We start from the raw sequence: 24,222 nt of genomic DNA, 5'->3' as shown, positions 1-24,222 counted from the left end.
CTCCTCGATGCTGCTACCCCTGACTTCCCAGCGTCAGCACCGAGATGTCCGGTGGCGCACCCACTCTGACCGGTGGGCCCCAGAAGCCGGCCCCGCGGGACACATACAGCTGGGTGTCGTCATGCGTGGACAACCCGGCCAGCGACGGTTGCACCGCTTCCACGATGTACTGGAACGGCCAGGTCTGGCCGCCGTGAGTGTGCCCGGACAACTGCAGATCCACCCCGCGCGCCGCGGCCTGCTCCACCATCACCGGTTGATGAGCCAACAGAACGGTGGGCCGCGAGGGGTCGACACCGGCCAGGGCGCGGTCGTAATCCGGTGGGTCACCGCGCTGCTCACCGGCGAGGTCGTTGACCCCGGCCAGATCGAAGGCCGCGCCGCCGCGCCGGATGGCGGTGTTCTCGTTGCGCAGCGGCGAGACGCCGAACCGCTCGAGTTCGCGCAACCACGGCACGGTGTCCTCGACGAAGTACTCGTGATTACCGGTGACGAAGAAGGAGCCCTCGCGAGACACCAAGTCCTGCAATGGTTCTGCCGCGTGACCGAGCTCTTCGACGGTGCCGTCGACGAGGTCGCCGACGATGGCCACCAGATCGGGCTCGGTCTCGTTGATCATCCGGACGATCCGCTCGGTGTGCCGGCGGCCCAGCAGCGGCCCGAGGTGGATGTCGGAGACCACCGCGATCCGGAATCCGTTGAACGCCGGGTCGAGCCGGCGCAGCTGGATCGGCACCTGCAGGACATTCGGCGGCCCCAGCGCCGTGGCCGCGCCGTAACCGACCAGGCTCACCGAGGCGGCACCCGCCGCCACCGCACCGGCCCGGGCGAGGAACACCCGGCGGTTGACGTCGCTTGGCTGCTCCGCGGGCTCTTCAGTGGGTGCTGTTGCCGCCGCCACCTTGGGTTTTCGCTTCACCCAGCCACGCAGCACCAGCCGGACGGGCTCCAGCACCAACAGCGCGAGCAGCAGGTAGCCGACCAGCGCGAACCAGAGGTAGCCCGGCCAGGCGAACCAGGCCGATTCCGCCACACCGGTGAGCCGCGGCACGATCAGCGTCACCACCAGCAGCACTGCGAGCGCGACCAGAACCGCCGTCAGAATCCGCCGGGTACGCCCCGGCCCGGTGGTGTCCTTGATCAATCGCTTCCACACGTACAGATGCGCCAGTCCGAGGATCGCGCTGAGGATGATGATGAACATGCAGGTGATCAGCCCCGCGTCCGGATCCGGCTCATCAGCACAGCCTAGCCATGGCCGACGGAGGACCCCGTGCGCGTGACGCGGCTCACCACCGGTTGCGCAACCGTTCCTCCCACGAACGGCCGTCGGGGTCGTACATCAGCCGGTACGCCGGTACCGCCCACAGTCTGGTGAGCCTGCCGAGGCGCTCCGGCTGGTGCGGCCGCAGCCGGCCCGGCGGTCGCGCGCCGATTCGGCCACCGTCGTGCCAGGCCTGCAGCGCGTCGGCCGATGCCCGCACCGTCTGCACCACCGTCACCGGATCGACCAGACCCTCATCGTCACTGCCGTCGGAGGCGCGGTCCAGATGCTCGCGCAGCAGCCGCAGGCGCAACTCCCTGGCGAAAACGCGGGCGTCACCGGCCGGGGGGCGCTCGTCGCGGGCCTGATCCAGCACCGCGCAGGACAGCTCACTGTCATGGGTCCACGACCGACGGTTGAAGTTGTCGCTACCCACCGCGGCCCACACATCATCGATCACGCAGACCTTGGCATGCACGTAAACCGGTGTCCCGGAATGGTTTTCCACATCGAAGACATGCACCCGGTTCGGGTCGGCCGCCCGGCACACGTCAAGGGCCTGCTGGCGGCCCACCGCGTTGGGCGGCAGCGACAACCGGCCGTCGACATCGGGGTGCCGGGGCACCACCGCCACCAGGTGCAGCTCGGGGTTGGCGCGCAGGGCATCGGCGAACAGCCGAGCCACCTGCTGAGACCACAGATACTGGTCCTCGAGGTAGATCAGCCTGCGGGCCTTCGGTACCGCCTTGAGGTAGGCACGGGCGATACTGCGCTCGCCGTTGGGGGCGAACGAATAGGCGTGGTGGGCATCGGGATACGTGCGCAGGACCTGCACGTGCTGCGTACCGCACTGCGGCGGCGCAGGCGGCTGCTGCGGCAGGGAGTCCGCAGTGAGGTCGGCGCGGCGCAGCTTGTCCCGTATCCACGCCACCGGCGAGTTGTTGTCCAGCGGCGTCGGATCGGTCCACCGCTCGCGGAAGGTGGCGTCCAGATGCTGCACCGCCGGACCCTGGATCCGCAGCTGCACGTCATGCCAGGGTGGGGTGTCTCCGTAGCTCGCCGCCATCTGTACCGCCTGCGGATCGCCGCGGTGGCTCGCATCATCACGCCGGCTGTGGCACAGATCGATACCGCCGACGAACGCGACATCACGAGCGGGATCGTCGGGGTGACGCAACACCACCAGTTTCTGGTGGTGGGAACCGCCGACGCGGACCCGCTGGTCGAGCAGCACCTCACCGCCGGCCCGCTCGATGTCGTCACCGAGGTGTTGGTTCTCCTCTTCGCTGTACTGCAGTTTGTCCAGGTGCGACCGCCACATCAGACCCTTGACGACGACCCCGCGGACGGCGGCGGCACAGAACAGTTCGACGATCGTGGGGCCCTCCGGGCGCAGTCGTTCGTCAGGGTCGCCGCGCCAGTCGGTGAAGAACAGATGGTCCCCGGCCCGCATCGCCTCCACCTCGGTGACGAGTTCGTCGAAATAGGTGGCGCCGTGCACCAGCGGGCGCACGGAGTTGCCCTCCGACCACGCGGGCAGGGAGCTGTCGGGGTTACCCCGCTCGTCGCCGGTGAGGAACCAATTGTCCGTCATACGAGCTGCCTCCTCCGGCTGAACAACACCAGCCCCCACGAGACGGCGACGGCCACGATCAGAACCCCTACGCTGACGATGGTTGAAATGCTACGGAAGCCGCGCGGGGACGCGGGCCGTATCGTCTTATGCCGTGGCACCCAGAGTCCTGTTCATCTACAACGATCCGATCGCGCCGGAGGCCGTCATCGGCGAGGTCTTCACCGAACGTGGTTTCGACGTCGACACCTTCAACGTGGTGCCCGCCGACCAGGTGGGCGATCCGGCGGCGGTGTCCGTCGAGTTTCCCGAGCCGACCGACTATGACGTGATCGTTCCGCTGGGTTCCCGGTGGTCGGTCTACGACGAGGCGCTGCGGGCCGGCTGGGTGGGCACCGAGATGGCGCTGGTGCGCAGTGCCGTGGACGCCGGGATCGGCGTGCTCGGTGTCTGTTTCGGCGGTCAGCTGGTGGCCCAGGCGTTCGGCGGCACGGTGCGCAAATCTCCCAACCCGGAGCTGGGCTGGTACGAATTTGCCTCGGCGCCAAGCGATCTGATTCCCGAGGGACCGTGGTTCGAGTGGCATTCCGACCAGTTCACCCCGCCGCCGGGGGCATCCGAACTGGCCGCCACCCCGTGGGCGTCGCAGGCGTTCATCCTGGGCACGGCGTTGGGACTGCAGTTCCATCCCGAGCTGAACCTCCCGCTGCTGGAACTGTGGCTCGACGACGACAAAGGTGACGACAAAGGCGATGTGACGCGCCTCGGCATCGACATCGACGCGCTGCGGCAGCGCACCGTGGCCGAGCAGGACGGCGCCGCGCAGCGGCTGCGCCGGCTGGTGGCCGGGTTCCTCGATCGGGTCAGTCGTGACCCAGTTGGTGTGCCAGCGCGTCGCTGACGTCGGCATGCCGGAAATGGTGATCGACAGCCGCCAGCTTCGTCGGTAGCACCCGCTGGTTGGCTTCGGCCAGTTCCCGCACCCCGTCGGCGCCCAGCAGCAGCCGCGGACCGAAGGACGGCACCGGCAGCACCGCAGGCCGGTGCAGCACCTGCGCCAGTGCCGCGGTGTAGTCGGCGTTGCGGACCGGTTCGGGCGCCACGGCGTTGACCGGACCCGACAGCCGGTCGTCGTAGAGGGCGCGGTGGTAGACATCGGTCAGGTCGTCGATCCCGATCCACGACAGCCACTGCCGTCCGCTACCCAACCGGCCACCGAGTCCGGCGCTGAACAGCGGCCGCAGCAGCTGCAGCGTGCCGCCCCTGGCGGCCTGGACGATTCCGGTGCGCACCAGCACCACCCGGAGGCCGGCGTCGGCGGCCGGCGCGGTGGCCGCCTCCCAGTCGCTGACCACGTCGGCGAGAAACCCGTCGCCGCGCGAACTGTCCTCGTGCAGCAGTTCCTCGCCGCGGTCATAGCCGTAGACGCCGATGGCGGACGCACTGACGAACACCCGCGGCCCACCGCGGCCCGCGATCTCGGCAAGCCGCCGGGTGGGCTCGATCCGGCTGTCGCGGATCTTTGCCTTGTGACTGTCGGTGAAGCGGCCGGCGATCGACGCACCCGCCAGGTGAACGACGGCATCAACGCCGTCGAGTAGGTCCGGCGCCGGATCTTCGGGGTTCCATTGCCGTTCGTCGGCCCCGGTGGCCGGGCGGCGGGACAGCCGGATGACGCGGTGCCCGCCGGTGGTCAGGAACGCCGACAGCGCGGTGCCCACCAGGCCGCTGGCACCGGTGATGGCCACCGTGAGCGGGCTCAGCCCGGCGCCGCGGTGCACAGCCAGGTCATCGGCGGTCTGACGGTGCCGGTAGACGAAGGTCGAGCGCAGCAGACGTCCGGGAACCGGGGTGTCCACGGTGTCGGTCAGTAGGGTGGTGCCGTCGCCGCGGTCGGCGAACTCGTGCGTGTGTCGCCAATGACCGGTGGCCAGCGTGGGCCAGGACCGCACACCGCCGGCGGTCAGCTCATCGACGAACCGGTGCGGCGGGTCGTAGGCCGCGGGGTCGTGCTGGGCGTACCAGCGCAGCCCGCCGGGCAGGCCCAGCACCGCGCGGCCGTCGGCCAACGACGACGCCTCCTGGACCGCGATCATCGGCTGCCACGGTGGGATCAAGCGGTGGATGGCGCCCGGCCGCGCATGCCAGGCGAAGACCTCGTCGCGGGGATGCGCGAGCACGCTGCTGTATTCGATGCCCATGGTGACTCACTACATACCCGTCCGCGCGCATTCTGACGCCAGGCCGCCGGGGTTTGAACGCCGACCGGGTGGTCAATCCGGCGGTCATGGCGGGAGGATTCCTGCGCCATCGGCACGCGGGCGGATTCGTCGATCGCGACGACGCCGGCCATGCGCTTGCAACGGCCCTCTCGGAACGACGTGCCCATTTCGACAATGCGGTGGTGCTGGGGCTGGCCCGCGGCGGTGTCCCGGTGGCGGCGGTGGTGGCCCGTGAACTCGGCGTGCCGCTGGACGTCATGGTGGTCCGCAAGCTGGGCGCACCGGGACACGAGGAGTTGGCGCTGGGCGCGATTTCCCGCGAACGCATTGTCCTCAACGAACCGCTGGTAGCCGAACTCGGTGTGACACAACAGGATATCGCCGCCATCGCGCAGCGGGAACGCCGTGAGCTGGAGCGGCGCGAGAGCACCTACCGGCAAGGCCGACCGCCCGTCGAGGTCACCGGCCGCACCGTCGTCCTGGTCGACGACGGAGTGGCCACCGGTGCCAGCATGCGGGTGGCGGCTCTGGCGCTGCGCGATGCCGGCGCCGCGCAACTGGTGATCGCGGTGCCCACCGGCCCGGAGACGATCTCGCGCCTGTTCGGTGATGTGGCCGACGACGTGGTGTGCGTCTACGAACCGCGACCGTTCATCGCGGTCGGCATGTCCTACCGCGATTTCGACCAGGTGCCCGACGACGCGGTGACAGCCGCGCTGGCCGGCGGTTAGTTCGGCGCCGGCTTGGACTCTTCGGAACCGTTCCCGGCGCGTTCGTTCGCCTCGGAGGTGTCGCGGGCCAGCTTCTCGGTGGCCGGGCCACCCTCGATCACCTGGGTGGTGGGCTCTTCGTCGGGATACTCCGCGTCGAAGTTCTGATACGTCTGATCGATCGCCTCACCGGGTTCGGCATTCTCGGCGTCCGCCGAAGCCTGCGCCGCGCCGCGCTGGCGTTCCCGGATGGCGTCGACGATGAGCAGGATGACACCCAGCACGCTGGCACCGATGCACACCCAGGCCACCACCGCGTTGCTGGTGACCACCGCGGTCACCAACGCCGCGAGGCCGATGACAGCCAGAACCAGCGCGACGATCAGCATCGATCGATCATCCGGTTAGTTGTTGCCCCGGTTGAACTGGTTGAAGCCGCCGTCATTGCCCGCGCTGGAGTCGACGGGAGCCGCCGAACCGCGCTGGCCGAGCTCTTCGAGCTGAGACTCCAGATAGGTCTTCAGACGGGTGCGGTATTCGCGCTCGAAGGTGCGCAGCTGCTCGAGCCGGCCTTCCAGCACCGTGCGCTGCTGGTTGATGGTGCCCATGATCTCGGAGTGCTTGCGCTCGGCGTCGGCCTGCAGGGCGTCGGCCTTCTCCTGCGCCTGGCGCAGCTGGGTCTCGGAGCGGGTCTGGGCGTCCGACAGCATGGCGTCGGCCCGGTTGCGGGCCTCGGTGACGGTGGTCTCGGCGGTGCGCTTGGCCTCGTTGACCATGGCGTCGGCGTTGGCACGCGCATCGGCGAGCAGCTTGTCGGCCTCGGCCTTGGCGGTACCGGTGAGCCGGTCAGCCGTGTCCTGGGCCAGGGCCAGCACGCGGGCCGCCTTGACGTGGGCCTCTTCGCCGGACGGGGCCGCGGGTGCGGCCGGAGCCGGGGTGGGCGGAGCCTCGTAGGCCGGCGCGGGTGTGGGTGCCTGCTCCGGTTCGGGCTCAGGCTGGTAGAGCGGGATGGCCTGGGTGGCCTGGGCACCGCCGCCGGCGCGGGCGGCGGCGAGCTCCTGGTCGAGCTCGCTGACCCGCTGACGCAGATCCGCGTTCTCCTCGATGAGCCGTGTCAGCTCGTTCTCCACCAGATCGAGGAAGGCGTCGACCTCGTCCTCGTTGTAGCCACGCTTGCCGATCGGCGGCTTGCTGAACGCCACATTGTGCACGTCGGCTGGTGTAAGCGGCATTGTCTGCCCCCTCAGGTCTGGACGGTCGATCCGATCTAGAAGTTAGAACGATAGACCAAGCTAGTGGCCGTGCTGTAACTGGCGTCCATCCTGTCACACCCGACCCGGCGGTTGCGGATCAGGCCGATAATTAAGAACGATTTTCAAAAAATGGTGTCCACCAGGTGTGAACATGCTGAATCGTCGACAAACGTCGACGTCAGACGCCTGCCACCGGCCCGGCCGGCGGAATCAGACCGCGGCGCCGAAGGCCAGCTGCATACCGATGAACGCCAGCAGCAGCAGCACCATGATCGAGAGATCGAAGCGGACCGCGCCGATGGTCAGCTGCGGGATCAGCCTGCGCAACAGCTTCACCGGCGGATCGGTGACCGTCATGATGATCTCCAGCACCACCACGGTGAAACCGCGCGGGTGCCAGTCCCGACTGAACGAGCGAATGAACTCGACGACGACCCGGGCGATCAACAGCAGCCAGAAGACGAACAGCGCGAAGCCCAGGATTTCGAAGAAGAGCGCCAACGAGAGCCGACCTTACTGACGAGGAGTGTGATGTTGCCGACACCGCCTCGAGAGGCGGGGATCGTCGGCGAAAAGCGACCCCGCCAGCCTACCGATGCAACGCCGGGGCGGTGAAACCGAACCCGTCAGGAGTAGAAGCCCGCCTCGGCCATCCGGCGGCGCTCTTCGGGAGTGACCTCCACGTCGGCCGGCGACAACAGGAACACTTTGGTGGCCACCTTGTCGAAGGAGCCGCGCAGCGCGAAGGCCAGGCCGGCGGCGAAGTCGACCAGCCGCTTGGCGTCGGCGTTGTCCATCGAGACCAGGTCCATGATCACCGGGTTGCCGTCGCGGAACTTCTCGCCGATGGTGCGGGCTTCGCTGTAGTCCTTGGGACGCAGCGTGGTGATCTTGGACATCGGGCTACCTGCCTCGAAGAGTTCGGCCATCCGGCGGGGATCCATGGCCAGGGCGCCGCGGGTGCTGCCACCGCGCAGACCACCGAGACGGGGTGCGGGACGCTCGAATTCGCGCGGACGGAAGCGGGCCTCGTCGGCGTAGGCGCCGCGGTAGCCGGGCGCGTACTCGGCATCGCGCGGGTCGCGCAGGTCCCGGGGATCGTCGTATTCGCGATCCCGCGGATCCATCCGGTCGCCGTAGCGGTCCCGCTCGTAACCCGCCGGAAAGTCTCCCCCGTCGGCGAAACGCTCAGTGCGGCGCGAGTATCCGCGCGAGGCACCACGATCGTCGTCTTCGTAGTACTCGTCGTCGTAGTCCTCCAGCGGAGCCATCCCGAAGTAGGCCTTGACCTTGTGCAGTGTGCTCATTGCGTGACCTCTCGGAAGTCTTTAGGACCTGAAAAGATATGTGGTGCGTGTGATGAAGTTGTGACTGGAGTGACTACTCACGGTGACGTTAGCGGTCGAGGTCCCAGAAGAGCGGTTCCGACACGCACACACGTTGAACCATGTTTGACTGCCACCTCGAGGTCATCGGACATGCCGGCCGACAGACCGAGGCGGTGCTGATATCGAGCCTGTACCCGAGCGCGCTCGGCCTCTAACCTGGCGAAGGCCTCATCCGGGTCGGCCTGCAGCGGCGGGATCGCCATGAAACCCACGAATTGCAATGCCTCCGTTGCAGATACGGCCGCACACAGCTCGTCGATCCGCTCCGGTGCGTTGATGTCCACGCCGCCGCGCGATTCGTCACCATCGAGGCTGAGCTGCAGATAGACCTGCAACGCCTCCGAGCGCCCGCCGTCGGCCAGCGCCGCCTCCGCGCCACGGGCCAACGCGTTGACCACTTTCCGGCTGCTGACCGAATGCACGACATGCGCCCACGACGCGATGTGGCGCGCCTTGTTGCTCTGGATCTGCCCCACCATGTGCCAGCGCGTGCCCCCGGCGATTCGGCCGGCCAGTTCGGCGATCTTGCGGGTGGCTTCCTGATCGCGGGATTCGCCGAACTCGCGGCAGCCGAGCTCCGAGAGGATCGTGATGTCCGACGCCGGGTGGAATTTGGTGATCGGCAGCAGTTCGATGTCGTCGGCGCTGCGACCCGCCGACTCGGCGGCGCGCGCCACCCGCGCGCGCAGGCCCGCCAGCGCCTCGGCCAACTGGGTTTCGCGGGTGGAGACCGTCATTGCATCCACACCACCGAGGCCAGCCGGCCGGTGGGCGCCCCACGCCGGTGGCTGAACAGGTTGCGGTCGGCCACGGTGCACCGCGGGTCCACCGAGATGGCGGTGACGCCGAGGCCCTGCAGTTGACGATGGAGACCGGCTCGCAGGTCCAGACCCGGGGTGCGCCGGGCGGTGACGGTGCGGCTACCCGGCAGAACGGCCTCGACCTCTTCGGCCATGGCTTGGGGTACCTCGTAGTTGACGCCGCTGACGGCGGGGCCGAGGAGCACCGAGATGTCCTCGACATGCGCGCCGGCGGCCGTCATGGCCTCGATGGTGCGGGGCACCACGCCCTTCTGGGCGCCCACCCGGCCGGCGTGTACGGCGGCCACCACCCCGGCGCGGGCGTCGCCCAGCAGCACCGGCACACAATCGGCGGTGACGACCACCAACGCCAGCCCGGGCGTCGTCGTCACCAGCGCATCGGTGGCGTCGACAGCGGTACCGCGCGGCTCGTCGACACGCACCACGTGGTCCCCGTGCACCTGATTCATCCACACCAGGTGATCGGAATCGAGGCCGATCGCAGTGGCGAGGCGCTTGCGGTTGGCCGCCACCGCGGCCGGGTCGTCGCCCACATGGTCGCCGAGGTTGAAGGTGTCATACGGCGGCGCCGAGACGCCGCCGGCCCGCGTGGTGGTGACGCGGCGGATGGTTACGGTCACGAGCCCAGTATCACGGCGCGTCAAACCTTCACGACGATGCGTCAGTGCCGCATGAAGGGCGGCACGTCGACGTCATCGTCGTCGTCCCCACCGCCGACACTGACGGTGGCGCCGTTGGTGTGCAACGGAACGCTGGCCGCGTCGGCCGGCTCGAACAGCGACGACGACACCTTGCCGGCCCGGCCCTGGGCGACCTGCTGCCCACCGACACCGGTGGCACCGGTGACGGGTTTGCGGCTGGCGGCACCGGTCTCGAAACCGGCGGCGATGACGGTGACGCGCACCTCGTCGCCCAGCGAGTCGTCGATGACGGTACCGAAGATGATGTTGGCGTCGGGGTGTGCCGAGTCCTGCACCAGCGAGGCGGCCTCGTTGATCTCGAACAGACCCAGATCACTGCCGCCGGCCACCGACAGCAGCACGCCCTGGGCGCCTTCCATACTGGCTTCCAGCAGCGGCGAATTGATGGCGATCTCGGCGGCTTTGAGAGCGCGACCGTCGCCGCGCGCGGCGCCGATGCCCATCAACGCGGTGCCCGCGCCGCTCATGACGCCCTTGACGTCGGCGAAGTCGACGTTGATCAGGCCCGGGGTGGTGATCAGGTCGGTGATGCCCTGCACGCCGTTGAGCAGCACCTCGTCGGCGCTGCGGAACGCGTCCATCAGCGACACCGCGGCGTCACCCATCTGGAGCAGCCGGTCGTTGGGGATGACGATCAGCGTGTCGCAGCTCTCGCGCAGCGCGTTGATGCCGGACTCGGCCTGGTTGCTGCGGCGCTTGCCCTCGAACGAGAACGGCCGCGTCACCACACCGACGGTCAGGGCGCCCAGCTTGCGGGCGATGGTGGCCACGACGGGCGCGCCGCCGGTACCGGTGCCACCGCCTTCACCTGCGGTGACGAACACCATGTCGGCGCCGCGGAGCAGTTCCTCGATCTCGTCCTTGGCGTCTTCGGCGGCCTTACGGCCGACCTCCGGGTCAGCGCCTGCACCGAGTCCGCGGGTCGAATCACGACCGACGTCGAGCTTGACGTCGGCATCGCTCATCAACAGTGCCTGGGCGTCGGTGTTGATGGCGATGAACTCGACACCCTTGAGGCCCTGTTCGATCATGCGGTTGACGGCATTGACGCCGCCGCCGCCGATGCCGACCACCTTGATGACGGCGAGGTAGTTGTGCGGGGGGGTCATTGGTCGCCTTCCTCCCTGAGTGGGCGTTTTCCCGTGTGGGTTCTGTCGTTCAGCGGATCTTCCCGACCCTTACAGGTGTGTCCCTAAACCCTCAACCTCAACCATAGGCTTAGAGTTATGTCAAGTAGATCCGCGCAACCAGAACGGTAGGGCCGACCCTCGAATCAACCCCGCAGGCGCGCCGATGACACGCGGGTGAATTTGTCGGAGCCCCGGATTCACCCCGGCCGAGCGCACGCTCTTGTACAGAAATTGCCGCGTGTCGGCGGGCAAACACGCTCGCTCGGCCTATTTGACGGTGGGTAGGTCGGGGCTGGACACGTCATAGGTGCGGCCGGGTTGCGTCAGCAGCGCGGCCAGCTTGTCGGCCTTCTCCTGGGTCCGGTCCTCGGTCCCCCACACCACGACCCGCCCATCGGTCAGGGTCAGCGTGATCGACGCCACCGACGGCGCCGCGACACGCGCCACCTGGCCGGCGACCTCGGGGCGCAACGCGGTCAGCACCGCCAGCGCGGCCTGCGTGGGCAGGTCGTTGGGCGCCGGGTGCTCCACATCGAGGTACGGCAGCGTCAGCGGCGCCGGACCGGTGGCGAAATCGACACCGTCGCGGTCGTAGAGATGCGGCCCGTCGGGAAAGTCCTTCACCGCGATCGGGATCCGCTCGACGATGGTGATCCGCAGCGTCGACGGGTACTCGCGCTGCACCCGCGCGCTGGCGACGCGCCGGATCGCGGCCACCCGTTCGGCGACGACGTCGGTGTTGATCTGCAGCAGCGGCGTCCCGGGGCGGACCTGCGCGACGTCGACCACCTCTTCGCGGGTGAGCTCGCCGGTACCGACCACCACGATGTCGCGTGCCGACATCAGCGGCGTGAAATACAGGATCAACCCCAGCGCGGTACCCACCAATGCCAGCAGCACCGTCCACAGCACGACTTTCAGGCCGCGGACCGTGCCGCGGCGCGGCGATTTGTTCTCCACCACGGCCGCACCGAGCACCTTGCGCTTGGCCTCGCGGCGAGCCTCCTCGATCGCCTTGGCCCTGGCCTCGGCTTCCCGGCGTTCGGCGCGTTCCCGGCGGGCACGCCGGCGCGGCCCCTCCAGGTCTTCGGTGTCCTCCGGCGCTTCCGACTCGGCCTGCGGCGCTTCGGGATCGTCGGGTTGGCTCACTGGCCTGCCCGCAGCTGCAGTTCGGTCACGATCTCGGGGCCCAGCATGGTGACGTCCCCGGCGCCCATCGTCACGATGACGTCACCGGGACGGGCCACCTCGGCCACCGTGCGCGCCACCGCCGACAGATCCGGCACGTAGGTCACCGGCACACTGACATGCTCGGCCACCGTCGCTCCGCTGACGCCGGGCATCGGCTGCTCACGCGCGGCGTACACATCGAGCACGAAGGCCCGGTCGGCACCGTCCAGGGCGGCACCGAAATCGGCGGCGAAAGTCTTTGTGCGCGAATACAAATGGGGCTGGAATACACCGATCACCCGGCCGCCGCCACCGTGCTCGGTGACGGTCTGCAGCGCGGCCAGCACGGCCCGCACCTCCGTCGGGTGATGCGCGTAGTCATCAAAGACCCGGATGCCGTTGGCGGTGCCGACGAGCTCGAACCGGCGCCGCACTCCCTCGAAACCGGCCAGGCCGTCGAGCACGTCGTCGACCGGTGCCCCCACCTCGCGGGCGGCCAGCACCGCGGCCAGCGCGTTGAGTGCCATGTGCCGGCCCGGCACCGACAGCCGCATCGCACGCGGACCCGGCTCCCCCGCCAACTGGATCTCGGCGACCGCACCCGTGCCCTGTTGCTGCCAGTTCAGCAGCGTGGCTTCCAGGTCACCGGCGGTTCCGTACCGCAGCACCCGCACGCCCGCGGCCTGTGCCCGCGTCGCCAGCGCAGCAGCGCCCGGGTCATCGGTGCACACCACCAGCGCCCCGCCGGCGACGATGCGGTCGACGAACTGGTCGAACACCGCGCTGTAGGCCTCCTCGGTGCCGAAGAAGTCGAGGTGGTCGGCCTCGATATTGGTGACCACGGCGACATTCGGGGTGTATTCGAGCAGCGAGGCATCACTCTCGTCGGCCTCGGCGACGAAACAGCTGCCGCTGCCGTGGTGGGCGTTGGTGCCGGATTCGCCGAGCTCACCACCGACGGCGAAGGACGGGTCGAAGCCGCAGTGCTGCAGGGCCACGATGAGCATCGAGGTGGTACTCGTCTTGCCGTGGGTGCCGCTGACCAGCACAGTGGTGTGCCCGGCCATCAGCTTGGCCAGCACCACCGGCCGCAACACCACCGGTATGCCGCGCCGGTGTGCTTCGACCAGTTCGGGGTTGGTCTTCGGGATGGCTGCGTGGGTGGTGATGACGGAGGTCGGCCCACCGGGCAGCATATCCAGCGCGGACGCGTCGTGCCCGATCCGGATCTGCGCGCCGCGGGCCCGCAGCGCCAGTACCCCGCGGGACTCCTTGGCATCCGAACCGGACACCTGGGCACCGCGGTCCAGAAGTATCCGGGCGATGCCGGACATGCCGGCACCGCCGATGCCCACCATGTGGACCCGGCGCAGCTCCTCGGGCAGCGGCACGCTCACCGGCGGCCCGCCCGCGCCACCTCGAGCGCGACGGCGGCCACCCGCTCGGCCGCATCACGATGTCCGACCCGCGCGGCCGCGACCGTCATCGCCGAGAGCCGCGCCGGGTCGGTGAGCAGCCCGCCCACCACGTCGGCCACGAATTCCGGCGTCAACTCGGCATCGCTGATCATCAGGCCGCCGCCGGCCCTGACCACCGGCAGCGCGTTGAGGCGCTGCTCGCCGTTGCCGATGGGCAGCGGGACGTACACCGCGGGCAGGCCCACCGCCGACACCTCGGCCACGGTCATGGCACCGGACCGGCAGATGGCCAGGTCGGCGGCCGCGTAGGCCAGATCCATCCGGTTCAGGTAGGGCACCGCGACGTAGGGCGGGTCATTCGGGTTGGGGGTGCGCAACTCGAGAGTGTTCTTGGCCCCATGGGCGTGCAGCACGGCGACACCACGGTCGGCGAGTGCACCCGCGGCCGCCGAGACCGCGCGGTTCAGTGAGGCCGCACCCTGGGAGCCGCCGAACACCAGCAGTACCGGGGTCTGTTCGGCGAACCCGAAATGGGCTCTGGCCTCGGCCCGCAGCGCAGCCCGGTCCAGTGTGGTGATGGCCGCCCGAACCGGCACACCCACCACTTCGGCGTGCCGCAGACCGGAGTCGGGCACCGCTGAGAGCACCCGCCGCGCCGAACGCGCTCCGACCTTGTTGGCGATCCCCGCGCTGGCGTTGGCTTCGTGGATCACCACCGGCACCCGGCGCCGGCGTACCCCGCCGCGGGCGGCCAGATAGGCAGGCAGCGCGACGTAGCCGCCGAAACCGATCACCACATCGGCGTCGACGTCGTCGAGCACGTGGCGGGTCTGCCGGACGGCCCGGCGCACCCGGATCGGCAGTTTGACCAGATCGCCGGTGGGTTTGCGCGGCAGCGGCACCGGCGTGATGAGTTCGAGGTGGTAACCGCGCTCGGGCACCAGCCGGGTCTCCAGACCCCGCGCGGTGCCCAGGGCGGTGATGCGGATCCGCGGATCGAGCGCTGTCAGCGCGTCAGCGACCGCCATGGCGGGCTCGACGTGGCCGGCCGTCCCCCCACCGGCAAGCACCACCGAGATGGGGGCGCCGTCGGCCGGTCCTGTGACCGAGTCGTTCACCCGTATCGTCGTCTTTCCAACTACCGGCGCCTTTCCAAGGATCGGCGCCCTTCCGCCATCGCATGTGACCGCCCGCTTCGGGCGCGGGCCGGGGCCTCCGGCACCCTACGCCGTTGGCCGCCTCCATGATGCCCTGTGCGCCGACGTGACCCATCACTCACCGCGCTTTTCTTGACCGCCTTGCGAGCCGGCTTGCGGGCAGCGGACTGCTGCGGCCTGCTGGCCTTGGGCGCCGACTTGCCGCCGCTGCGAGACCTGAGCCGGTCCCGCAGCGCCTCCACCCGGGTGGGCACATACGGCTCGGGCAGCGGCAGCCGCAGCAGGCGGTTCATCCTGTCGTCGCGGCCCGCCCGCAGCGCCGCCACCGCCTCCGGCTCGTGCCGGGCTGCGTTGGCCATGATGCCGATCATCAGAAGTGTTGTCGACGTTGATGTTCCACCCGCGGAGATCAGTGGCAACTGCAGGCCGGTGACGGGCAGCAGGCCGATGACGTAGCCCACGTTGATGAACACCTGGGACAGGATCCACAGCGTGGCGGTGGCGGTGAGCAGACGCAGGAACGGGTCGACCGACCGGCTGGCGATGCGGGTGCCGGTGTAGGCGAACAGCGCGAACAGCAACAGCAGCCCGAAGGCGCCGACGAACCCGAGTTCCTCGCCGATGATCGCGAAGATGAAGTCGTTGTGCGCATTGGGCAGGTAGTTCCATTTCGCGGCACCCTGTCCCAGGCCGTCGCCGAACACTCCCCCGTTGGCCAGCGCGAACCGCGCCTGCCGGGCCTGGTAACCGGAACCCTGGGCGTCGGCGCTGGGATCGAGCCAGGACTGGACCCGGGCGGAGCGATAGCCCTCGACCATGGCCAGCACCGCCGCGGCACTGATCACCGAGATCAGGGAGGTGACGAACACTTTCAGCGGCAGACCTGCATACCAGAGCAGGCCCAGCAGGATGATGCCCATCGACACGCTCTGCCCGAGGTCGGGCTGGGCCAGGATCAGCGCCAGCGCGATCACCGCGCCCGGCACCAGCGGCACCAGCATCTCCTTGAGCGACGCGCGTTCCAGGCGCCGGGTGGCCAGCAGGTGGGCACCCCAGATGGCGAAGGCGATCTTGGCCAGCTCGGAAGGCTGCATCGAGAAGCCCGACACCACGAACCAGCCGCGAGAACCGTTGGCCACCTTGCCGATACCCGGGATGAGCACTAGAACCAGGAGAACGATCGTGAACGCGAAGCCGGGGAAGGCCAGCCGTCGCATCAGGTTCACCGGCATCCGCAGCGCCGCGTAGAACGCGACCAGCCCGATCACCGTCCAGAGCACCTGCTTGGCGAACACCGCCCACGGCGAGCCGTCGGAGTCGTAGGAGTACACCCCCGACGCCGAGAGCACCATGATCAGGCCCAGGGTGATCAGCAGCCCCGTGATCGCGACGATGAGGTGAAACGACGTCATGGGACGCGACAGCCAGGAGCCGAATTTCGTCTTCGCCAGCCGGGCGGTCGCTCTCGCGCTCCGGGTCTGGTTGTCGTCTTTGGCGATGACGGGGGTGGGTTCGGTGTCGGCAGTGTCCGCGGTGTCGCCCGGGACGGCGTGATCGGTGTCGGTGGCGGGCCGCTCGCTGTTCCGCCACCGGGTCAGGATGCTGGCCATCAGCGAGTTACCCGGTGACGGCGCGGACGGCGCCGGCGAAGGCGTTGCCGCGGTCGGCGTAGCCGGCGAACTGGTCGAACGAGGCGCCCGCCGGGGCCAGCAGCACGGTGTCGCCGGGTTGGGCGAGGTCGCGGGCGGCGGCGACGACCTCCGTCATCACGCGCGCCCCCAGGGAGGCCTCGGACGTGCCGGATGCGACCGCGGCACTGATCACACGAGTCACAGATGGCACATTCGTCTCTTGAACAACAGGGGCCCCTTGCACCCCAGCATCCTCCCCCGTCACAACCTCTACGACGGGGACATCGGGCGCGTGTCGGGATATCGCCTCGGCGAGCACGGCCCGGTCGCGGCCCAGGAGGATCACCCCGGCCAGTCGATCGGCGACATTGCGCACCGTCTGGTCCACCGAGGCACCTTTGAGCAGGCCACCGGCCACCCAGATGACCCGGGGGTAGGCCAGCACCGACGCTTCGGCGGCATGCGGATTGGTGGCCTTGGAATCATCGACGAAGGTCACGCCGTCCACCGTCGCGATCACCTCGGCCCGGTGCCGGCCCACCCGGAACCCGGCCAGCGCCTCCGCGATCGCAGCGCCCGGCACGTCGACCGCCCGCGCCAGCGCCGCCGCCGCCAGCGCGTTGAGCATCCCCACGGGCCCGGCGACGGTGATGCTGTCGGCGCGGGCCAGCGCGGTGCCCGACGAATCGACGAGCCACCCGTCACGAACCCCGAACTCACCGGGGCCGGGCGCGCCGAGTCGGAAGCCGATCTTGACCGGGGCGGCCGCGGCGTCCAGCAGCCCGGCGGCGATCGGGTCATCGAGGCCGACGACCGCGACCCGGCCGTCGAGCACCTTTGCCTTCGCCTGCGCGTAATGCTCGAGTGAGCCGTGCCAGTCCAGGTGGTCCTCGGCGATGTTGAGCACCACCCCGGCCTCCGGCCGCAGCGACGACGACCAATGCAGCTGGAAGCTGGAAGCTTCGACGGCCAGCAACTCCGACGGCTGATCCAGCACGTCGAGCACGGGGTCGCCGATGTTGCCGCACAACAGACTGCGCCGGCCCGCGGCGGTCAGCATCGCCTGCAGCATCGAGGTGGTGGTGGTCTTGCCGTTGGTACCGGTGACCACCAGCCATTTCCGCGGCGGGCCGTAGCGACCGGACTGATCCAGCCGCCACGCCAATTCGACATCCCCCCACACCGGCACCCCCGCGGCGGCGGCCGCGGTCAGCACCGGCGCCACCGGCGGCAGCCCCGGGCTGGTCACCACCAACGCATAGTCCGCGATGTGGTCCACGGCGGAATCGGCATCGAGCACCCGCACCCCGTCGAACGCGAAGGGCTCCAGCGCCATGGGCCGGTCGTCGGTCAGGTCGGCCAGCGCTCCCAGCGGGGTCAGCGCCTTGAGCACCGCCTTCCCGGTGACGCCGGCGCCGACCACCAGGACACGGGCGCCGGGACCCAGCGGGTGCAGGTCCTCGGGCACGTCAGGCACCGATCGCTGCGCCATCAGGCGCCGATGGCGCTGAGCCACTCGCCGTAGAACAGCGCCACACCCAGACCGCAGGCGATCGCCGTCAGCAGCCAGAACCGGATGATCACCGTCGTCTCGGCCCAGCCCACCAGCTCGAAATGGTGATGGAAGGGCGCCATCCGGAAAACCCGCCGCCCCGTCGTGCGGAACGCCATGATCTGCACCACCACCGAGACGATCTCGGCGACGAACAGGGCGCCGAGCACCACGGCCAGCACCTCGGTCTTGCTGGTCACCGAGATGCCGGCGATGATGCCGCCGAGTGCCAGCGAACCGGTGTCGCCCATGAAGATCTTGGCCGGCGCGGCATTCCACCACAGGAAGCCGATACACGCACCGGCGGTGGCCGCGGCCACGATCGCCAGGTCCAGCGGATCGCGCACGTTGTAACAGCCCAGGCCCGGCGAGGTGGCGCACGCGTTGCGGTACTGCCAGAACGTGATCAGCACGTACGCCGCCGACACCATCCCCATGGACCCGGCGGCCAGCCCGTCCAGCCCGTCGGTGAAGTTCACCGCGTTGGACCAGGCGCTGACCAGCACCACCACGAACAGGATGAACACCAGCGGCGGCAGCGTCACGGTGGCGATCTCGCGGACATACGACAGTTCCGTGCTGCCGGGAGTCAGGCCGTCGCCGTTGCGGAACCACAGCACCAGCACCCCGAACAGCACCGCGGCGGCGATCTGCCCCACCGTCTTGGCGGTCTTGTTCAGCCCGAGGTTGCGGGCCCGGCGCAGCTTGATCATGTCGTCCATGAACCCGACCAGCCCCAGCGCCGTGGCCAGCCCGAGCACCAGCAGACCGGAGGCCGACGGCCCCTCGCCGTCGAGCGCCACCCCCACCAGGTGGGTGCCGAGATACCCGACCCAGATACCGGCCAGGATGGCCACTCCGCCCATCGACGGGGTGCCGCGCTTGGTCTTGTGGCTGGGCGGGCCGTCCTCCCGGATCTCGTGGCCCAGGCCCTGCCGGTTGAACAGCCGGATCAGCCACGGCGTGAGCAGGATCGACACCGCCAGCGACAGGCCGACGGTGATCAGGATCAGTCTCATCGAGAAGGTTCCCCCGCCGCCGGACCGGACAACAAGCGCTCGGCCAGCGCGGCCAGCCCGGACGAGTTGGAGGCCTTCACCAGGACCACGTCACCGGGAGCCAGCTCGGCCTGCAACAGCTCCAGGGCCGCCTCGGCATCGGCCACCTGCGTGGACTCGGCACCCCACGATCCCTCCATGACCGCCCCGTGGTGCATGGCGCTCATTGACCTCCCGGTTCCGACGACGATGAGTCGACTGACATCTAATCGCACGACGAGCCGGCCGATGCGATCGTGCTCGGAAATGGCGTCCTCGCCCAGTTCGGCCATCTCGCCGAGGACCGCGAAACTCCTCCTGCGCTGTCCGCCGTTGCGCGCCATCCAGGCCAGCGCCTGCAGACCGGCGCGCATCGAATCGGGATTGGCGTTGTAGGCATCGTTGATGACGGTCACGCCGTCGGCGCGGGTGGTGACCGCCATCCGCGCTTTGGAGACCGGCCCGGCCGCAGACAGCGCGGCGGCCACCTGCTCGGCGGTGGCGCCGCACTCGAGTGCGACGGCGGCCGCGCACAGCGCGTTGGACACCTGGTGGTCGCCGTGCACCGCCAGCTGGATCGCCACGGTGCCGGCCGGGCTGTGCAGGGTGAAGCTGGGTCTGGCCTCGGCATCGAGGACCACGTCGTCGGCCCAGACATCCGCGGCGGCGCCGCGGCCCACCCGCACCACCCGGGCCGCGGTCTTGTCGGCCATCGCGGCCACCACGGTGTCGTCGGCGTTGAGCACCACCACACCGGAGGCCGGAACTGCCTGCGGCAACTCCGCTTTGGTGTCGGCGATGGCTTGCCGGGAGCCGAACTCGCCGAGGTGGGCGGTGCCGACGTTGAGCACCACCGCGATCTGGGGCGGTGCGATGGCGGCCAGCGCCGCGATGTTGCCGGGGTGTCGCGCCGACATCTCCAGGATCAGGTAGTCGGTGGACTCGTCGGCCCGCAGCACCGTCCACGGATGGCCCAGCTCGTTGTTGAACGACCCCGGCGGGGCCACCACCTGACCCAACGGCGTGAGCACCGCGGCCAGCAGGTCCTTGGTGGACGTCTTGCCGGAGGACCCGGTGACGCCGACGATGGTGAGTCCCCCGGCGACCAGGCGCCGGGCCACCTCGGCGGCCAGCCGTCCGAGCGCCGCCAGCACCGCGGCCCCGGAGCCGTCGGCGTCGTGTTCGAGCACGCCGGCGCTGCCGTCGCCCAGTTGTGGTGTCACCACGATGGCGGGCACACCGACCGGGCGCGCCGCCAGTACCGCGACCGCACCCGCCGCCACCGCCGCTGCGGCGAAGTCATGGCCGTCGCTGCGCGCACCGGGCAACGCCAGGAACAACGACCCTGCGGCCACTGCGCGCGAATCGAATTCGACCGTGCCGGTGACGACGGTGGCGGCGGCGTCGGCGGCACTGATATCGGCGAGTTCCCCACCGGTGATCTCGGCGATCTCGGCCAGCGAAAGCTCGATCACGAGACGGTCCCCAGACGCCCGAGGGCCTCCAGCGCGCGCGCCAGCTCGTCGCGGTCGTCGAACGGGCGGGTCTGTCCACCAGCGGTCTGGCCGGACTCGTGACCTTTCCCGGCGACCAGCACGACATCGCCGGGGCGGGCCCAGCTCACCGCGTGCGCGATGGCCGCGGCCCGGTCACCGATCTCCACCACCTCGGCTCCGCCGACGGCTCCGGCGAGGATCTCCGCGCGGATGGCGGCGGGCTCCTCGTCGCGGGGATTGTCGTCGGTGATCACCACGAGGTCGGCGAGTTCGGCGGCCACCGCACCCATGGGTGCGCGCTTGCCGGCATCACGGTTACCGCCGGCACCGAACACCACCGCCAGGCGGCCCGCCGGATTCTGGGTGCGCAGGGTCTGCAGCACCGCGTGCAGCGCACCCGGCTTGTGGGCGTAGTCGACGAGCGCCAGGAACCCCTGGCCCCGGTCGATGGGCTCCAGCCGGCCGGGCACCGTCGCGTCCCGCAATCCGGGCGCCGCCTGCTCCGGCGCCACGCCCACGGTGTCGAGAACCGCCAGCGCGACAAGGCAATTGGCGATGTTGTAGCCACCGGGCAGGCGCAACCCGATGCGGTGGTGCACACCGGCGGGATCACACACCGTGAACTCCTGCGCCCCGTCGGGCAGGTGCACCACCTCGGAGACCGTCCAGTCGGCGGCACCGGTGGTGCTGACCGTCACCGGATCGTGCGCCCGCGCGGCCATCGCACGGCCGGCGTCGTCATCGACGCAGATCACCGACCGACGGGCGTGCACCCCGGAAGCCGGGTCGAACAGGCGGGCCTTGGCTTCGAAGTAGTCGGCCATCGTGGGGTGGTAGTCGAGGTGGTCGCGGGAGAGGTTGGTGAAGCCACCGACGGCGTAGTGCACCCCGTCGACCCGGCCCTGCGACAGCGCGTGGCTGGACACCTCCATCACCGCGGTGTCGACGCCACGCTCGGCCATCAACGCCAGCAGCGCCTGCAGCGCCGGCGCCTCCGGGGTGGTCAGCGAGCTCGGCACATCGACACCGGCGATCCGGATTCCGACGGTGCCGATCAGTCCGGCGGTGCGGCCGGCCGCCCGCAGGCCGGCCTCGATCAGATAGGTGGTGGTGGTCTTTCCCGAGGTGCCGGTGACCCCGATGACCGACACCGTGTCCGACGGCCTGCCGTACACCTCGGCAGCCAGCCGGCCCAGGACCGTGCGGGGGTGTGCGTGCAGCAGCACCGGAACCCCGGCGTCGCGGGCCACGGCCAGACCGGCGTCGTCGGTCAGTACCGCCACGGCACCCCGGGACACCGCGTCGCCGATGTAGCGGGCCCCGTGCGCCCTGGTTCCGGCCAGTGCGGCGAACAGGTCACCCGGCTGGGCGTCCTGGGCTCGCAGCGTCACCCCGTGCACGGTGACGTCGGGCACCTCGGCGTCGGTGCCGAGAGACGCCGCCAGCTCAGCCAGTGGAACGCCGGTGGTGGTTCCGGGTCGCAACGGGCTCGACACGGTCTTCACCTCCGTTCGCGCCGTGGTCAGCCTTGACACCCTACTAAGCCGCTGCGGCGGCGTCGGGCATGGCGGGCTCAGTCAGTCAGGTCTGGCGCAGCACCAGCGGTGGGCCGGGATCCGGCGACAGCGGCACGTTTTCACGCTGCAGCAGCCAGGACGCGATGTTGTGGAACAGCGGCGCCGCCGAGGAACCGGGCGACCCGTCGGCCGCACGATGCGGCGCATCCATCATGATCCCGACGATGTAGCGCGGGTCATCGACGGTGACCATCCCGGCGAAGGTGATCCAGTAGACGTCGCTGAAGTAGCAGCCGCAGGCCGGGTTGATCTGCTGCGCCGTGCCGGTCTTGCCGGCCACCTGGTAGCCCTCCACGGCGGCCTGCGGCCCGGTGCCCTGCTGGACGCCCATCGGGTCGCGCTGCACGACGGCGCGGAACATGTTGCGGGTGACCTGCGCCGTCTGCGGCGAGACCACCCGGATGCCCTCGGGGCGCGGTTCTTCGGTCGTGGTGCCGTCGGCGGCGATGGTTGCCTTGATGATGCGCGGCGGGATGCGCACCCCGTCGTTGGCGATGGCCTGGTACATACCCGCCATCTGCAGCAGGCTCATCGACAGGCCCTGGCCGATGGGCAGGTTGGAGAACGAGCTGCCCGACCACTGGTCGATGGGCGGCACCAGCCCGGAGGTCTCACCGGGCAATCCGACTCCGGTGCGCTGGCCCAGCCCGAACTTGGTGAGCATCTCGGCGAACTTCTCCGGGCCGATGCGCTGCGCCAGCATCAGCGTGCCGACGTTGGACGACTTCCCGAAGACGCCGGTGGTGGTGTAGGGCTCGACGCCGTGGCTCCAGGCGTCGCCGACGGTGACGCCGCCCATGTTGATCGAGCCGGGTACCTGCAGCACCTCGTCGGGGTTGGTGAGGCCGAGTTCGATGGCGGTGGCCGCGGTGATGATCTTGTTCACCGACCCCGGTTCGAACGGCGAGGACACCGCCGGGTTGCCCAACTGCCGGTTCTCCTGGCGGCCGATGTCCTGGCTCGGGTCGAAGGTGTTGTCGTTGGCCATCGCCAGTACCTCGGAGGTCTTGGCGTCGAGGACGACGGCCGAGACGTTCTTGGCGCCGGATGCGTCCTTGGCGAGCTGCACCTGCTGCTGGACGTAGAACTGGATGTCGTCGTCGATGGTGAGCTGCACCGTCGAGCCGTCCACCGCGTCGTGGCGGTTGCGGTAGCTGCCCGGGATCACCACGCCGTCGGAGCCGCGGTCATAGGTCACCGAGCCGTCGGTTCCGGCCAGCACCGAGTCCATCGAATCCTCGAGCCCCAGCAGTCCGTGACCGTCCCAGTCGATACCGCCGACCATGTTGGCGGCCAGCGATCCGCCGGGGTACTGGCGCAGATCCTGGCGCTCCGACCCCACCTCGGGGAATTTGTCCATGATGGCCGTGGCCACCGCCGGGTCCACCGCGCGCGCCAGATAGACGAAGGATTCGTTGCTTCGCAGCTTGCGCAGCACCGTCGCCATGTCGGGCCGCCCGTCCAGCCGCGCGGACACCTCCTTGGCGATGTCGCGCAGGCGGGTTTGCGGGTCGGGGGCCTCCGGCGACTTCGCCCGCGCCTCCTCGAGTTGTTCGCGGATACGCACCGGCTGGAACGTCAGGGCCCGCGCCTCGATGGTGAAGGCCAGCTTGTCGAAGTTGCGGTCGACGATGGCGCCGCGCAGGGCCTGCTGGACGTCGGTGACCTTCAACTGCCCGGCGGCCTCGGCGCGCAGCCCCGCCGCTTGCGGCACCTGCAGGTTGAACAGCTGCGCCGCCGCCACCGCGATCAGCACGCCGATCGCGATGTTGCCGGTGCGGCGACGGAAGGCGAATCCCGACGTCTTGCCCGAGCCGGTGGTCGCCGGGGCACCGCCGGCTTCGGCCGGCAGGCGGGTACGACGACGGCGCGCCGAGTGACCCTGTTGCGGCGCAGTGGCTTTCGGCGCACGTGCGGCCGTCCGGCTCACCTTGGCGCTGCGGGTCTTCTCGGTGGTGTCCTTTGCCGGTTTGTTCGCCTTGGCACGCCTCACGCCGGGGCTCCCGGCGGCGGCACGATCGCGGGGTCCGCCGCCAACGGCGCCACGGGGTCGGCCAACGGCGCCACGGGGCCGGGCAGTGGACCGGTGACCGGACCGGGCGCCGGGCCGGTGACGGGGCCG

General features: G+C 69.8%; 21 protein-coding genes. 2 read left to right on the top strand and 19 right to left on the bottom strand.

The features are described from left to right. Window positions 1–13: 13 nt before the first annotated feature. Both AC3A6P_RS34085 and AC3A6P_RS34080 read right to left on the bottom strand, forming a co-directional pair. Window positions 14–1,204 (bottom strand): metallophosphoesterase, encoded by a 1,191-nt coding sequence (locus AC3A6P_RS34085; RefSeq protein ID WP_487696815.1) that lies wholly within the window; start codon window positions 1,202–1,204, stop codon window positions 14–16. Window positions 1,205–1,289: 85 nt separating this feature from the next. Further along, on the bottom strand, window positions 1,290–2,858 hold the full coding sequence (locus AC3A6P_RS34080; protein ID WP_487696814.1) for a phospholipase D family protein: 1,569 nt from the start codon (window positions 2,856–2,858) through the stop codon (window positions 1,290–1,292). Between the two features lie 133 nt (window positions 2,859–2,991). Here AC3A6P_RS34080 and AC3A6P_RS34075 point away from each other — a divergent pair, with 133 nt between their 5' ends. Further along, the gene (locus AC3A6P_RS34075) at window positions 2,992–3,738 is read left to right on the top strand and encodes a type 1 glutamine amidotransferase (RefSeq protein ID WP_487696813.1); all 747 of its coding nucleotides are present in this window, start codon (window positions 2,992–2,994) and stop codon (window positions 3,736–3,738) included. Here the strand turns inward: AC3A6P_RS34075 and AC3A6P_RS34070 are convergent. Then, the gene (locus AC3A6P_RS34070; protein WP_487696812.1) at window positions 3,701–5,038 is read right to left on the bottom strand and encodes a TIGR01777 family oxidoreductase; all 1,338 of its coding nucleotides are present in this window, start codon (window positions 5,036–5,038) and stop codon (window positions 3,701–3,703) included. The genes AC3A6P_RS34075 and AC3A6P_RS34070 overlap by 38 nt on opposite strands. Before the next feature lie 86 nt (window positions 5,039–5,124). On the opposite strand from AC3A6P_RS34070, the gene AC3A6P_RS34065 reads away from it, so the two are divergent. After that, the gene (locus AC3A6P_RS34065; protein WP_487696811.1) at window positions 5,125–5,790 is read left to right on the top strand and encodes a phosphoribosyltransferase; all 666 of its coding nucleotides are present in this window, start codon (window positions 5,125–5,127) and stop codon (window positions 5,788–5,790) included. Here the strand turns inward: AC3A6P_RS34065 and AC3A6P_RS34060 are convergent. The 16 genes from AC3A6P_RS34060 to AC3A6P_RS33985 all read right to left on the bottom strand — a co-directional run bounded on the left by AC3A6P_RS34060 (window position 5,787) and on the right by AC3A6P_RS33985 (window position 24,030). Continuing rightward, a complete protein-coding gene (locus tag AC3A6P_RS34060; protein WP_487696810.1) occupies window positions 5,787–6,158 on the bottom strand; it encodes a hypothetical protein in 372 nt (123 codons plus the stop codon). The genes AC3A6P_RS34065 and AC3A6P_RS34060 overlap by 4 nt on opposite strands. Before the next feature lie 15 nt (window positions 6,159–6,173). Then, window positions 6,174–7,001 (bottom strand): DivIVA-like cell division protein Wag31, encoded by an 828-nt coding sequence (gene wag31, locus AC3A6P_RS34055; protein ID WP_487696809.1) that lies wholly within the window; start codon window positions 6,999–7,001, stop codon window positions 6,174–6,176. A gap of 231 nt (window positions 7,002–7,232) precedes the next feature. Then, window positions 7,233–7,523: a YggT family protein gene (locus tag AC3A6P_RS34050; protein WP_083739524.1), complete on the bottom strand. Its 291-nt coding sequence runs from the start codon at window positions 7,521–7,523 to the stop codon at window positions 7,233–7,235. 125 nt (window positions 7,524–7,648) lie between these two features. Further along, window positions 7,649–8,329, bottom strand: coding sequence for a cell division protein SepF (locus AC3A6P_RS34045; RefSeq protein WP_487696808.1), 681 nt, complete (start codon window positions 8,327–8,329; stop codon window positions 7,649–7,651). Between the two features lie 77 nt (window positions 8,330–8,406). After that, on the bottom strand, window positions 8,407–9,147 hold the full coding sequence (locus AC3A6P_RS34040) for a YggS family pyridoxal phosphate-dependent enzyme (protein WP_487696807.1): 741 nt from the start codon (window positions 9,145–9,147) through the stop codon (window positions 8,407–8,409). Further along, entirely contained in the window at window positions 9,144–9,851 is a 708-nt protein-coding gene (pgeF, locus tag AC3A6P_RS34035) for a peptidoglycan editing factor PgeF (protein WP_487696806.1), read from the bottom strand. The genes AC3A6P_RS34040 and pgeF overlap by 4 nt, the downstream gene beginning before the upstream one ends. 41 nt (window positions 9,852–9,892) lie before the next feature. Then, window positions 9,893–11,041 carry a cell division protein FtsZ gene (ftsZ, locus tag AC3A6P_RS34030; RefSeq protein WP_487696805.1) on the bottom strand — a complete coding sequence of 383 codons (1,149 nt, stop codon included), beginning with the start codon at window positions 11,039–11,041 and terminating at the stop codon, window positions 9,893–9,895. A 288-nt stretch (window positions 11,042–11,329) separates the two neighbouring features. Then, entirely contained in the window at window positions 11,330–12,211 is an 882-nt protein-coding gene (locus AC3A6P_RS34025) for a cell division protein FtsQ/DivIB (protein ID WP_487696804.1), read from the bottom strand. Then, window positions 12,208–13,590, bottom strand: a complete 1,383-nt coding sequence (gene murC / locus AC3A6P_RS34020; protein WP_487696837.1) for a UDP-N-acetylmuramate--L-alanine ligase — start codon at window positions 13,588–13,590, stop codon at window positions 12,208–12,210. The genes AC3A6P_RS34025 and murC overlap by 4 nt, the downstream gene beginning before the upstream one ends. A gap of 35 nt (window positions 13,591–13,625) precedes the next feature. Beyond that, a complete protein-coding gene (gene murG / locus AC3A6P_RS34015) occupies window positions 13,626–14,810 on the bottom strand; it encodes an undecaprenyldiphospho-muramoylpentapeptide beta-N-acetylglucosaminyltransferase (RefSeq protein ID WP_487696836.1) in 1,185 nt (394 codons plus the stop codon). After that, the gene (ftsW, locus tag AC3A6P_RS34010) at window positions 14,789–16,417 is read right to left on the bottom strand and encodes a putative lipid II flippase FtsW (RefSeq protein ID WP_487696803.1); all 1,629 of its coding nucleotides are present in this window, start codon (window positions 16,415–16,417) and stop codon (window positions 14,789–14,791) included. The genes murG and ftsW overlap by 22 nt, the downstream gene beginning before the upstream one ends. A gap of 7 nt (window positions 16,418–16,424) precedes the next feature. Next, window positions 16,425–17,915 carry a UDP-N-acetylmuramoyl-L-alanine--D-glutamate ligase gene (gene murD / locus AC3A6P_RS34005; RefSeq protein WP_487696835.1) on the bottom strand — a complete coding sequence of 497 codons (1,491 nt, stop codon included), beginning with the start codon at window positions 17,913–17,915 and terminating at the stop codon, window positions 16,425–16,427. Between the two features lie 14 nt (window positions 17,916–17,929). Then, entirely contained in the window at window positions 17,930–19,009 is a 1,080-nt protein-coding gene (mraY, locus tag AC3A6P_RS34000) for a phospho-N-acetylmuramoyl-pentapeptide-transferase (protein ID WP_487696802.1), read from the bottom strand. Beyond that, window positions 19,006–20,502: a UDP-N-acetylmuramoyl-tripeptide--D-alanyl-D-alanine ligase gene (locus AC3A6P_RS33995; protein WP_487696801.1), complete on the bottom strand. Its 1,497-nt coding sequence runs from the start codon at window positions 20,500–20,502 to the stop codon at window positions 19,006–19,008. The genes mraY and AC3A6P_RS33995 overlap by 4 nt, the downstream gene beginning before the upstream one ends. After that, window positions 20,499–22,019, bottom strand: coding sequence for a UDP-N-acetylmuramoyl-L-alanyl-D-glutamate--2,6-diaminopimelate ligase (locus AC3A6P_RS33990; RefSeq protein ID WP_487696800.1), 1,521 nt, complete (start codon window positions 22,017–22,019; stop codon window positions 20,499–20,501). The genes AC3A6P_RS33995 and AC3A6P_RS33990 overlap by 4 nt, the downstream gene beginning before the upstream one ends. 85 nt (window positions 22,020–22,104) lie before the next feature. Then, window positions 22,105–24,030: a peptidoglycan D,D-transpeptidase FtsI family protein gene (locus AC3A6P_RS33985; RefSeq protein WP_487696834.1), complete on the bottom strand. Its 1,926-nt coding sequence runs from the start codon at window positions 24,028–24,030 to the stop codon at window positions 22,105–22,107. Window positions 24,031–24,222 lie beyond the last annotated feature (192 nt).

Source organism: Mycobacterium sp. Soil_C_30, assembly GCF_057656995.1.
Note: the sequence above shows the minus strand (reverse complement) of the source record. Positions and strands in the feature narration are given on the sequence as shown.